We start from the raw sequence: 14,164 nt of genomic DNA on the forward strand, positions 1-14,164 counted from the left end.
GGCAGGGATTCTGCCAATAATCATAGCTTTACATACAGGATTTCATATATCGTCTTATTAATTTAAAATGTTATATTAATACCCAGTATATAATTATGCGTTGAAGGAGTATTGTAGCCCACGGTCAACAAACGGCTGACCGATGAATATGGCACTGCCATCGTACTGCCATCATTGGCATATGAGTTTGTCTGTGGATCCATACCCGATTGTTTATGATAAGGCGAAAACAGTACCAGTGCATTTTGTACGGTAAAATAAGGACGTAATCTTTTTATCCCTGCCTTTTTCATCCATTTTGAATCAAAATTATATCCAAGCGTAACTGTGCTTATTTTTAAATAAGAACCGCTGAAATAACCCAATGTGGAACCATATTTTGGATTATTGCTGTTTTTAGGACCATTGGGATCGGGGAATTTGGCATTTGTATTAGTGGGAGTCCAATAATCAATATTGATATTGTTCCTGCGTCCGTCTTCCAGATTAAGGTAGCCGGATGCGCCGTATAAGGTGCTGTTAAGGATGCCTCCATCCTGGAAAATTCCCACAATAGTTAAGTCAATACCTTTCCATCCTACGTGCGTATTGAAGCCGCCCATGAATACTGGGTCTGCATTCATAATCTGCATATCTGCAGAACTTATCGCTCTTGTAGGCGAACCGTCGGCATTATAGTCTCCTGTGTATTGTACTTTGATCATGCCGGGTTTATTGCTCGAACCTGGCTCCAAAATGCTCAAATAAGAATCGTTCTGTTGCCAGATACCTATTTTCTTATAGTCGTAGATAACATTCAATGGATGCCCTACAAATAACAGGTCAGCTATGTCTTGCGTTTCTCCTGATGCCAGTTTAACTATCTTATTCTTGTTACCGTATATATTAAAGCCCGCATCCCAAGTCCAGCCGTTTACGTTGTTAATAATAGTACCGTTTAACGAAAGTTCCCAGCCTTTATTGGAAGTCTGTCCAACATTACCTATATAACTACCTACACCCGATGTAGAAGGCAGATTCACGCTTAACAAAAGATCCTTAGTACGTGTTGAGTAATATTCGACCGTACCGGATAAACGGTTATGAAAGAAAGTAAAATCCAATCCTGCATTTTGAGTTGTAGAATATTCCCAGCCTAAGGTCGGGTTAGGCAATGTAGATACATAATACCCAGTGGCATAGCCGGTCTGGCCAAAATTGTAAGGTACTGTGGTTAGAGATCCCAAAGTAGAATACGCCGGTACAGACTGGTTAGAAGTTTGCCCAAACCCTAAGCGCAACTTTAATTCATCTATCCAGGAAATTCTTTTCATAAAAGATTCTTTGGCAATATTCCAACCTGCAGAAATAGCCGGATAGGTATGCCATTGGTGGCCCGAAGCCAGGTGAGAAGAGCCATCGGAACGAAGTGTTGCGCTTATCATATAGCGGCTGTCATACGAATACATTACGCGCCCCATATACGACAATAATCCACTTACCGAATAGCCCTGATTAGCTGGATTTATTGTTATGTCGTCATTTAAACTGGTGGAGCTCTGTCCAAGGTTAAAATATTGGAACTGGTCAGAAGCAATATTTTTTCTAGAAATAGATGAACTGTTGTAATAATCCTGTTCGGCAGAATACAACGCAACAGCATCTATCTGATGTTTTCCAAATGTACGGTCATACATCACCAAGTTTTCATCCGTCCAGCTATATGTGGTCGAGTTACCGATAGACGCATTACTTGGATTTAGGGGATTATTACTAAATACGCCCTCACCAGTATAATTTCCGCTGTTACTTTGCCGATATTCTCCACCGAGGTTAACACGGACTTTTAAACCTTGTACTCCCGGGATTTCAACTTCAGCATACGCAGAGTTGTATGAAGCAAATCCTTTGTTCAAATCGGCAAACCTGTCGCCTAAGGCATCTAGCGTTGACCGTGTATAAGTCCAATATTGATCGTGATTAGAAGAAATATCCAGAACTGGCTTTATAGCGCCAGTCGAATCGTACGGATTTGCCAGAGGACTCATTGCCAATACATTGTATAATCCAATGCTTGCTCCATTTGTAAAACTAAAGTTATTGTTGGTAGTAAAGCCCAGCCGAAATATACCAATCTTCTGATCAACAGATCCACGCAAAGAATAACGTTTGTACCAAGACAAAGGAACTACCGATTGATCGTTATAGAACCCCGCACCAAACTTATAACTTCCATTCTGAGTACCACCTATAATACTTAGATCATGACTATTTACAAGTCCGGTTTTAAAAAAGAGGTCTTGCCAATCCGTACTGGTCGTATAATTGCCGGCGCTGTCCGTAGGTTCGTCCGCACCTGCGTTATTCATATTCGCCTCTGCACGAAGCGCAGCGAATTGAGTAGCATTCATCATAGGGAATTTAACGGCTTTATTCATACCAAAATATCCACTATAACTTATTTGTGCTTTTTGATTTCTACCCCCCGAATTAGTAGTTATCAAAATAACGCCATTAGCGCCACGCGAACCGTAAATAGCCGTTGCCGAAGCGTCTTTCAGAATGTCGATGCTTTTAATATCATCCGTGCTAATATCTGAGATACTTCCCTGAAAAGGAATACCATCAAGCACTATCAACGGATCATTAGTGGCATTGATTGAACGTGTACCGCGAATACGGATTTGCATGGTAGCCCCCGGCTTTGTAGAGGTTTGTGTCATAGTTACCCCTGCTATACGCCCTTGCAAAGCAGATGTAAAATTGGCTGACGGCACTTCCCGGAGGGCGCTTCCTCCTATTGATGCTACCGATCCTGTAACCGCTTCTTTGCGTTGCGTACCGTAACCAATTACAACTACATCATTAAGATTTGTTGCAACAGCAGAAAAAAGTACTACAGAAACATTTGCTTCTCCGGAATAAGTAATTTTTTTAGTCTGGTAGCCAATGTAGGATACCTCCAAAACCTGCCCTTTTTCAACGTCGATGGAAAAACTGCCACTCTGGTCTGTAAAAGTTCCTTTACCTGTATTCACATTTAATACGGAAGCAGCGTTTATAGCTGTTCCGCTTGAATCGGTTACAACCCCGTGCACCGCATGACCTTGTTGGGCAAACAGCGGTGAAGAGTCAAACAGACTTATTGCCGTCATGAACATCACAGCAATAAGAACGTTTCGAAAATTGAATTTTTGCATAATAGCAATGTTTAACTTGTGAAAAAAAATTAAGTCTAAAATTTTGAATGCAATCGATTGCATTCAATTAAAAATTACTAATGTCCGTATTTTATCTATGATGAATTCATTGCTTTACTCTTTTTTGAAAGACAAAAATGACTAAATATTTATAGGAAATGACACTGATAAACAAATCGACGAAACATTATTCAAACTTTCTCAATGACTTTATAACTTATGTTCGTAAGCTGTTTCAGGTGCTAAAGTAAATATTTTTTCTAAACAATTGCAATCGATTGCATATTTTTTTTCAAAAAATATTTGTTTGTTCCCGGCAATAAATTTTATAAATATTCTGTAAATTACAATCGATTGCATAAATCAAGCAATAACAAATGCATAAAGAAATTACGATATACGACATTGCTCAAAACCTGAATATTTCCGCCAGCACAGTTAGCCGCGGGCTTAACAACAACCCGCTTATCAGTAAAGAAATACGTGACAAAATACATCATACAGCCAAAGAGCTTGGTTATCGCCATAATACAATCGCAAGCAATTTGCGCAGACAACAGTCCAAAACTATTGGCTTGCTGTTACATGAGCTGAACAGCAATTTTGTAACATCAGTGCTTGCAGGCATTGAAAAAATTGCTACAAAGGAAGGTTATGATTTGCTTATTGCGCATTCCGGCGAAGACGGGCAGCGCGAGATTGCCAACGCGAAAAACTTATTGAGCAAAAGAGTGGACGGTATCATCGCATCCATGTCGTTGGGTGCTAAAGGCACAGAGCATTTTAATCCATTTTTTGAAAGAAAAATCCCGGTAGTTTTTTTCGACCGCGTACCAAGAAATATAGACTGTGTAAAAGTTGTCATAGACAATTATAAAAACGGTTATGAAGCAACCGCCCATTTGATACAGAACGGATACAAAAACATTGCACACATTACCGCAGACTTGTCGCGCAATGTGTACAACGACAGGTTTAACGGTTACAAACAGGCTTTAACTGATAACGGCATTATCTTTAAAAAAAAATTAATGAAAATATGCAGCCGTAGTGAAAAAGACATTATCAAAGTCATAAATCAATTACTGAAGCACAAGCCGGATGCCTTTTTTATAACAAACGATTTTGCCGCAGCAGTATGCATTGAAGAACTGCGGGAAAAAGGATTTCACGTTCCTAATGATATAGGAGTTTTCGGTTTCAACAACGATACATTAGGAAATCTTATTTCGCCCAAACTCTCAACTATCAATTATCCGGGCATAAAAATGGGAGAATCGGCGGCTAAAGAACTTTTCAGCCTGCTGAAATCAAAAGGCAAAACAGGGCATAGTAAAACAATAGTTATTCCTTCCAGACTTATTATTCGTGAATCAAGTGTCAGAGATAAAGTGTAATATTAAAAACATAAGCTTTTCAGTCCGTAACCGGTTTTTGTTCTAAATATTTCTATTTTTGAACAACAATATATGCACAAAGAAATTACAATATACGACATTGCAAAAAAACTCGGCATTTCTGCAACTACCGTCAGCCGCGGTCTGAACGATAATCCACTTATCAACAAAAAGACACGCGAAAAAATTCATCAGACAGCAAAAGAACTGGGCTACCGGCACAATACAATTGCCAGTAATCTGCGGAAGCGTCATTCAAAAACCATTGGCATTTTACTGCACGAAGTGAACAGTTATTTTGTTACCGCGGTTCTCGCAGGCATTGAAAAAGTCGCTACTGCCGAACAATACGATTTACTGATTACGCATGCCGGAGAAGACAGCATCCGCGAAATTGCCAACACTAAAAATCTTTTAAACAAAAGAGTGGACGGCGTCATTGTTTCTCTTACGTTAAGTACGAGAGATATTGCGCACTTCAATCCTTTCTTTGAAAGAAATATTCCTGTTGTATTTTTCGACCGCGTACCCGGCGATGCAAATTGTAGCAAAGTGGTGATCGATAATTTTAAATGCGGCGAACTTGCCACCAAACACTTAATAGAACAAGGTTGTAAAAAAATTGCGCACATTACCGCAGACCTTACGCGCAACGTGTATAACGACCGTTTTGAAGGATATAAAAAAGCACTGGAAGAACATCATATAAAATTCAACAAAAAACTATTGCAAATATGCAATGTGAGCAACAAAGAAGAAACAATTGCAGCCGTCGATAAATTGTTGGGACAAAAGCCCGACGCATTCTTTATTACCAATGACTTTGCCGCCGCCGTGTGCATAGATGTTTTGCACAAAAAAGGTTTGCGCGTGCCGGAAGATATTGCCGTGTTTGGCTTCAATAACGACTTAATCGGCGATTTGATAACGCCAAGACTTTCGACCATAGATTATCCCGGAAAACAAATGGGCGAGGTAGCCGCACATGAATTGATTAAGCAACTAAAATCAGTGGACAGACATAAAAAAACTTCGTTTAAATCAATTGTAATTCCTTCTAAAATGATTATCAGAGAGTCTTCTTTGAAGAAAGAGAAAAATAAGAACCCTCTTGAATAATCAAAACTTCGCGAAACTTTGTGTTTGCTTCACGGCTCTTTGCGGAATAGCTTTAGCACAGCGTTACACAAAGGTTTTACACAGAGTTGCACGAAGCTTTTAAAGCAAACTCTTGCCTCAGTTTTATTTCACATCAACAGAATTTTCTTGACTATTCCAGCTTGAAATTTTTATAACAATCGGTACATTTTTCAGTTCTTTAACCGGAACTTTTACAGTAAGCGTTTCTTCTTCATTCGGTTCAAGAGAAAAATAATTATCGCTCCAGAAGCTGGGCATAATTTCTTCGCCGTTTTGTACTAATTGTGTTCGGGCAAAGAAAGCAATTTGATTACCTGTATTTTTTACTTTTATGATAACAACTTTTTCAGTTCCTCGAATAGAAGAGTTGATAATTGTTGTTTGCAATTTTGTTTGCGGCATTTCGTTCAAAGCCTTGTAATCATTTCCTTTCGCAGTCCAATAAATATTTTTGGAAACTTCTTCGCCTTTATTATTTTTCAACGAAAGAATAATGAAATTAAAATCCGAATGCTGTTGCAAAACATCTTTCAATGATAGCGCATTTGCAGCATTCATATCATCAATAGATTTTACGCTTGCCGATTTTTCAAAAATTCTTTTTCCATCTATTGAATAAATTTTTGCAGTCACCGTTAAATCACTCGCATCAAATCTTGAACGATTAATAATCGCTACACTTGAATCATCCTGATTAAATTGCACGTGCAAAGGCTCGCACGCTTTTTTGATAAAATAATATCCCGCGTTCGGATTGAGATAGTAATCATAAATCTGCCATACAACACTTGGAAACGCAGGGTTTAATTTCCACAACATTACGCCGCCAGTTGTATTAATTTTAGAACCTGCCGCCTCAAAAATTCCCTGATAACCGGTTGCATCCATCAACTGCATTTTATTGGCGAAGCTGTCCAAATCCATTGGCTGTCCGTAACGTTGAACCATGTCTTTGTAATAATTATCATACTGCGCCGCGCCTGTGCAGGCATCATGATAACCCCAAGAATTGTTGAATGGGAAAGGCAAAGTTTTATCCCACCAAAGATTGGGAATAATTTTTTTCAACGTATTCAAAGGTGGCATCGACGGAATGCCTGTTTCATCTTTAAAGCCCCAGTCTTTTGCATGGTCTGCCAAATCGTAATACACTTTCGGGTCTTTCCAAGCGTAAGGACCGCCGCTGAAAACGCCGGGCGTTTCGTTATCGGGATATGCGCCGTCCCAGCCTTGCTGCATTTTTGCAAAACCCGAAGAACTCGGAATAAACGGACGAGTTCCGTCCATGTCAATCACAAGTTGGCGCATGGCATCGTATAATTCTTTACGCGCATGGCCTTCATTGCCGCCTGTCCAAACCAACAGACTCGGATGATTGCGAATGCGTAAAATTGAACTCTTTACATTATCGATAAACACATTGCTTTGATACGGATAATCGGGCGAGCCTTTGAACTCGCCTTGCGTATCGCCCGTTACCCAAAAGTCGTTCCAAACCAGCAAACCGTAACGGTCGCAGGCTTGCCAAAAAGGTTCTTCGGGTGTAACGCCGCCGCCCCAGATTCTGATTAGATTAAGGTTTGCATTCTGGCATAAATGTAATTCATAATCGTTGCGCAGCGAATCTCTGTTTAGCAGAAAATCGGGAACCCAAGCGCCACCGACAAGATGTATTTTTTTGCCGTTCACATAAAACTCTCTTCTGAATCTTCCGTTCTCAGTAAATGTTTTTGTACTTACGGAGCGAATACCAAACACAAAACTTGTATCGTCGGAAACGGAATTATTATTCAATAATTGGATTCTTATTCTGTACAAATTCGGATTACCGTAGCCGTTGGGCCACCAAAGTTTCGGATGATTGATGATGAATTGTTTGACGGAAGAAGCATCTAATTGCACGGTTTTATTTTCCGAAGCATTCAGCAGAACAGATTGATTAACTACGATAGAATTTTCGGTACTTTTTTCGGGCGAAATAGTGATTTTTAAATTGCCATTTACAGAACTATTTGAATGATTATTTATAGATAACGATAAATTTAGTTTTGCTGTATTTGTATCGGGAAGATTGGGCAAATCTGTAACCAATTTAATATTGCTCAAAGTAGCACCGCCTGTTTTACGAATATAAACCGGTTGCCAAATACCTATATTTCTATCGCGCGCTGCCGGCACCCAATCCCAACCTACGCTGCAAAGTTCTGTTACATTTTTACCAATATCGCCAGTTGGTCCGCCGTTTAAATAAAAAGGACCGAAAGCCTTGAGCTGTGCACTATCCGGCAAGCCGGCATAATCCAAAGGATAAATTTTTACGGCTAAATAATTTTTCATGCCATAGTTTACAAACTTGCTCACATCAAAATTGTAACCGCGAAACATACCGACCATTTGCGAAGAATCGGCAACGAGATTTCCGTTCAACCAAACTTCTGCGCGGTAATTGATTCCGTCGAAAATGAGTTGAATGGTTTTGCCTTTGTCCGCACCCGAAGCGTCAAAACTTGTGCGATACCAATACGGGTCTTTCCACGGATTTTTTACATTGGGCAAATAAGAATATTTTTCCAAATCGTACATTGCATTGAATGTGTCCGAAGCATCGGGAATCAACATATTATTTAATCCGACATAAGGGTCGGGATAAATATTATTCTTGACCAAAGTTGTGAGAACTGTGCTTGGGACTTCTGCTTTGTACCACAAAACATTGGGGCGATAATCCGGCGAAGAAAGCATTTTACCATCGTTCGGGACTTGCGTCGAAGACTGAAGTTGGAAAGATTTTAATTCTGTTTGTTCTACTTGTGCAGACACAAAAGCATTCGTGCAAAGCACAACTATAATCGATGAGAAAAGAAATTTATTGATTCGCATAAACTTAAGAAAATTGAGTGCCAAAGTTAAAACATCCAAAAGTTGAAAGATAATACTTATTTAACCAATTAGTTACATTTTTTGAATATATCCGGAAGCGACAGAAAATAAATAATGCTGTGCGGCGAGGACATCGTACACAGCAAATTAACTCAAACAGTTTCTTCTTTTTAATTCGTCAATTATTAAAGAAATTTTTTGTTGATTCATACAATTGAAATGTCTCTTCGGGCAAGCCTTTGTCCCAAAATTGGAGCAGGGCTGACAAGAAAGGTTTGCAACAATAAAATTTTTATACAAAGGCTCGTTCATTGTGCCGTAATAAGGCTCTACCGCAAGTTTCGGCGAAGTGCCGCCCCAAACAGCCATTACCGTTTTTTGAAATGCGCAAGCAATGTATTGCAAGCCCGTATCGTGCGAAATAACCCAGGAAGATTTTCTTACAAGGTCGGCAGACTGATTGAGATTAAATTTTCCGCAAGCGTTCCAAACATTTTTATTTTTTGTTTTTGTAATAATCTCCATCGCTTCTTTTTCATCTTCTTTTCCTCCAAGTAAAACAAGCGGAAAGTCAATATTGTCGCACAGTTCAACCAATTTATAAACCGGTAATTTCTTGGTAAAATAAGATGCACCTATAACGATTGCGCCGAAACCGTTTTGATGCGTTAAAGGCAAATCGCTCTTGTACAATTCGTCTTCTTTAGGAATAAAATAATCCAAACCCAAGCCATCGTCTTTCACGCCAAGCGGCAACAAAGTTTGCAAAGAACGTTGCGTGATATGCGTTCGGGGCATTACATCGATGTGAAATTTTGTAAGCAGAAATTTCTGAACGCTTAGTTTTTTATAAGCAAGCCATTTGCTTCGCAAAGAGAATCGCAAACGAAGCGTACGAAGATTTTTATGCAAGTCAATGATGTAATCAAAACGTTCGGCTTGCAGTTCTTTTTTCAGTTCTGAAAAATTATCATCATAATAATGAAATTTATCAATGTACGGGTTAGCAACCGTAACCGCTTTGAATTTTTTCTTTGTAAGAAAATGTATTTCCGCATTCGGGTATTGAAGTTTTAAACATCTGACAGCCGGCGTCATCAATACAATATCGCCGATAGATGAGAAGCGGATTACAAGAAACTTTTTCTTCACGAAGTTTGTGTATATGCAATATTAACAGGCTTGAAAATTTTTCTTGCCATCGTAACCAAAACAATTCCTATGATTATCAGGCATAAAGAAATAATTTCTGCCTGCGAAGGATGAAAAGGAATATCGTATTTCGTATTTACACGGATATGCTCAATCAAAAACCTTTCCGTTCCGTTTAAAATTAAATACCATCCGAACAATATACCGGGATATGATATTTTTTTGCGAATGCTCCACAGCACACCAAACAAAATCACACACGTAATAATTTCGTAAAGAGGTGTCGGAAAAACCGGCAAAGGCAAATAATTACAATATTCGCCCCAGTTGCAGTTTGCCAACGGCACGCCTTCGCTACCTACATTATGCGGATAAGAATAAGCGAACAACCAATCGGGCAGCCAACTTACACCTTTAAATGCAGCGTGCTGAATTTCGCCCACAATGCCGAATTGCTCTGTATGGTCTTTAAAAATAACTGCCGCTTGCTGAAATTGTTGCGGCGTACATAAATGCACTTTTCCGTCTGCATTTGAAAGATACGCGCTGTTGATAATGCCCCAGTCGCCATCGCCCGCTACCTGACAACCGATTCGCCCTAAACCATAAGCCAGCATTAATGAAGGAGAAAATGCATCCGCCACATTAATAAAGCTGATGTTGTTTTTCTTAAAATAAATATATAAAGCAATAATAGCGAAAATCAAACCACCGTAAAAAGTAAGTCCGCTCGCCGAAAACAAATTCCCAATGGGGTCTTGAATAAATCTGTCCCAGTTTTCAAGGTTGTCAAAAACCTTTGCACCTGCAAACCCGGCAACTGCGCAAATAATCACAATATCCCCCAAACGGTCGCTGGGCCAGATGCGTAATGTACGAGTCTCGGGCGTTGCGAGCTTTACTTTGTTTTTTTCTCTCCATTTAAAAAAGGCAAAAACGGCTCCGAGTAAAATACCAATCAGCCAGTTTCCATCCAGCGAAAAAATAAATTGCTGCGGGTTGCTCAACGCATCTTTGATGAAAAAAATACCGACAATCTTATAACCCAAAACAAACCCGACCAAAAAATTAGAAACAAGCTCGCCAACACCTGCCGGCTCTCCTACCGTAATTTTTCTTTCCGAATAAGTAAAATAGCCGAGCAACTGTCTTCTTTTAAATTCTTTGGAAGCAAACCATGCCGATACCAAAAATGCAATGGCTACAAAAAAACCGAACGAATTGAATACTTTTAAAACGGGGATTTTTATTCCGAATACATCAAAAAAGAAATAATAGAGGTTCGGGTACATTGAGTTTGTTTATTTTTCAATATAGAGAAACGCAATTTTAAGCAAAAAAAATGAAATGAAGCAGAAGAATCTTATATATCAGAAGCAATATTAATTGCAGGATTGCCATACAGTAAATAAAAGCAATAAAAAATGCGCAATAAGACAGATGTGTCTATATAAAAAATATTCCCGCATGGAAATGCGGGAACTTAACCCTTAAAACAACCAACATGAAAAAAGTTTATATCTAACCAATAGAATTTGTCGTACTTCAGACACAAGAAAAAATTGCTTCCCTGTCAACGTTCACAAAAGTAAATAAGCGAAATAATATAACCAAATTTTATGGAAAATTTATTTACCTAAAGCAAAGTTTACCACATCATCCATTAAGTTTACATATCTAAATTTCATACCTTTAATAAACGCAGGGTCAATCTCTTGCACATCTTTTTCGTTTTCTTCGCACAAAATCAGCTCTTTAAGTCCCGCACGCTTTGCTGCCAAAATTTTTTCTTTGATTCCACCTACAGGCAATACTTGCCCCCGTAGCGTGATTTCGCCAGTCATACCAAGGTAAGGTCTCAGCTTTTTCCCGGTAAATGCCGAAACAATTGCAGACAACATGGTAATGCCCGCGCTTGGTCCGTCTTTAGGCACAGCGCCTTCTGGCACGTGAATATGAATATTTTTATTTGCAAGTTTATCTGCGGGAATGTGCAGTTTTTCAGCATTTGCTTTTACATAAGTCAAAGCCGTAACGGCACTTTCTTTCATCACATCGCCGAGATTTCCCGTAAGTTTCAATTCGCCTTTACCTTCGCTCAATACGGCTTCGATAAATAAAATATCGCCGCCGACCTGTGTCCAAGCCAAGCCCACTGCAACACCGGGCATATTTGCCGTTTTATAAATTTCGTTGGAATATTTTTGCTTACCGAGAATTTGTTTGATGAATTCTTCGGAAAGATTTGCCGGCACTTCTTCATTCATCGCAACGAGCTTTGCAATGTGGCGCATCACGCCGGCAAGCTGCCTGTCAAGTTCGCGCACACCGCTTTCGCGCGTATAGCTTTCAATTATTTTTTCCAAAACCTTATCACTGATTTTGAACTTTGTTCTACTCAAGCCATGGGCTTCTTTTTGTTTAGGAACAAGGTATTTTTTTGCAATTTCCACTTTCTCTTCAATAGCATAACCGTTTAGGTTTATTATTTCCAAACGGTCGCGCAGCGCAGGTTGTATGCTTTGTAAATTATTCGCTGTCGCAATGAACAACACTTTACTCAAATCATACTCAAGCTCTAAATAATTATCGTAAAAAGCGCTGTTTTGTTCCGGATCAAGCACTTCCAGCAACGCCGATGAAGGGTCGCCGCGATATTCATTTCCGACTTTGTCAATTTCATCTAAAATAATTACGGGATTGGAAGTTTTTGCCTTGCGGATACTTTGTAAAATTCTTCCGGGCATCGCGCCGATGTATGTTTTGCGATGACCGCGAATCTCACTTTCGTCGTGCAAACCGCCGAGACTCAAGCGAATATATTTACGACCAATCGCACTTGCAATACTTTTCCCTAACGAAGTTTTTCCGATACCGGGCGGACCAACAAAGCACAAAATCGGGCTTTTCAAATCGCCTTTCAGTTTCAGCACGGCAAGATATTCGAGAATGCGCTCCTTTATTTTTTTCATGCCGTAATGGTCTTTATCCAATACATTTTGCGCACGTTTTAAATCATAATTATCTTCCGAAAACTCTTCCCAGGGAAGGTTCAAAATAAAATCGGTATGATTATACAACACGGAATAATCGGGTGTGCTTGGATGCATTCTTTCAAGCTTCCCGATGTTGGCATAAAACAATTCTTTCGCAGCTTCCGACCACTTTTTGGTTTCGGCTTTTTTCTTCATTTCAGCGATTTCCAAATCGTTGTCGCCGCCAAGTTCTTCCTTGATGCTTTTTAATTGCTGTTGCAAAAAATATTCGCGCTGCTGCTTGTCAATTTCGGTGCGTGCATTATTGGTTACTTTATTTTTCAGTTCTTCAAACTGCAATTGTTTTTGCAGCAAAGCAATCAATCTCAAAGAACGGTCTTTGATGGAATCCATTTCCAGCAACTCTTGTTTTTCGGGCAATTCGCTGTTGAGATTGCTGCTCACGAAATTGATGAGAAAGCCCGCGTTTTCTATATTTCGCAAAATAATAGACGCTTCCGTTGGCAGTTGCGGCGAAAGCTGAATTATCTGCGTAGCTAAATCGCGGATGCTGCCGAGATGCGCCAGAAAATCGTCGTCTTCTACAATTTTTTCTTCTGTCAAAACATTGATGGATGCTTTGAAAAAAGGCTCGCTTTGCAATACTTCTTTGAGCTGAAAACGTTTCTTTCCCTGAATAATTACCGTTGTTCCGCCATCGGGCATTTTGATTAAACGGATGATTTGCGCCACAGTTCCCGTTCGGTACAAGTCGTTCGCTCCGGGTTCTTCCACATTCATATCTTTTTGAGCGAGAACACCAATCAATTTGTCGCCTTTATAAGCTTCATTTACCGCCTGAATGCTTTTGTCGCGACCAACAGTGATAGGAATCACCACGCCGGGAAACAACACCATGTTGCGTAAAGGAAGTAAATTGATTGTGTCCGGAACGACCAGGTTTTCCGCCGCCGCATCTTCTTCATTCATCGGGAGAATGGGTAAAAACTCACTGTCGTCTGTATTTTGAAAGAAAAATTTATTTTGTGCCATAAGAAAATTTACAAAGTCAATATGTCGCCTCAAACCTATTTTGAGGCAGGTTCTTTTATTTTCAATTAATATACCAAGCGCAAAGATGAACACAAATTGGCGGAAATAACGATTTGCAGTAAGATAAAATGACTTATTGTCTGAACCATGATTTGTGGGATTTTAAGGATTGTGAGGAAATTGTAAATTTATTTTTCGCTTAAAAAAAACCTTAGTGACCTGCGTAACATTGTCGGAAAATACCTTATTACACTACTGCTACGCAAATAAAATAATAAGGTTAAGCCAAAAGTTAATAGTTGTTTTACTAAGATTTGAAAATTAATACAAAATAAAACGGTAAAATAATTCGTGTAATTTGCCGTAATTCGTGTAATAAATTTCTGTT

Annotated in this window: 7 protein-coding genes; 2 read left to right on the forward strand and 5 right to left on the reverse strand. The window is 39.3% G+C overall.

The window, feature by feature from the left end:
• Positions 1-62: 62 nt before the first annotated feature.
• The gene (locus A9P82_RS05500; protein WP_082915396.1) at positions 63-3,134 is read right to left on the reverse strand and encodes a SusC/RagA family TonB-linked outer membrane protein; all 3,072 of its coding nucleotides are present in this window, start codon (positions 3,132-3,134) and stop codon (positions 63-65) included.
• Positions 3,135-3,556: 422 nt separating this feature from the next.
• Between A9P82_RS05500 and A9P82_RS05505 the strand changes: the two genes are divergently transcribed.
• Positions 3,557-4,576, forward strand: a complete 1,020-nt coding sequence (locus A9P82_RS05505; RefSeq protein ID WP_066205112.1) for a LacI family DNA-binding transcriptional regulator — start codon at positions 3,557-3,559, stop codon at positions 4,574-4,576.
• A gap of 72 nt (positions 4,577-4,648) precedes the next feature.
• The gene (locus A9P82_RS05510) at positions 4,649-5,695 is read left to right on the forward strand and encodes a LacI family DNA-binding transcriptional regulator (RefSeq protein ID WP_066205114.1); all 1,047 of its coding nucleotides are present in this window, start codon (positions 4,649-4,651) and stop codon (positions 5,693-5,695) included.
• Positions 5,696-5,818: 123 nt separating this feature from the next.
• On the opposite strand, the gene A9P82_RS05515 is transcribed toward A9P82_RS05510, so the two are convergent.
• The 4 genes from A9P82_RS05515 to lon all read right to left on the reverse strand — a co-directional run bounded on the left by A9P82_RS05515 (position 5,819) and on the right by lon (position 13,776).
• Entirely contained in the window at positions 5,819-8,596 is a 2,778-nt protein-coding gene (locus A9P82_RS05515) for a glycoside hydrolase family 2 protein (protein WP_082915247.1), read from the reverse strand.
• A gap of 147 nt (positions 8,597-8,743) precedes the next feature.
• A complete protein-coding gene (locus A9P82_RS05520) occupies positions 8,744-9,748 on the reverse strand; it encodes a glycosyltransferase family 9 protein (RefSeq protein WP_231891209.1) in 1,005 nt (334 codons plus the stop codon).
• Positions 9,745-11,040 (reverse strand): prolipoprotein diacylglyceryl transferase, encoded by a 1,296-nt coding sequence (locus tag A9P82_RS05525; RefSeq protein ID WP_066205120.1) that lies wholly within the window; start codon positions 11,038-11,040, stop codon positions 9,745-9,747. The genes A9P82_RS05520 and A9P82_RS05525 overlap by 4 nt, the downstream gene beginning before the upstream one ends.
• Before the next feature lie 336 nt (positions 11,041-11,376).
• A complete protein-coding gene (lon, locus tag A9P82_RS05530) occupies positions 11,377-13,776 on the reverse strand; it encodes an endopeptidase La (protein WP_066205122.1) in 2,400 nt (799 codons plus the stop codon).
• Positions 13,777-14,164 lie beyond the last annotated feature (388 nt).

This window comes from Arachidicoccus sp. BS20 (genome assembly GCF_001659705.1).
Lineage (GTDB): Bacteria > Bacteroidota > Bacteroidia > Chitinophagales > Chitinophagaceae > Arachidicoccus.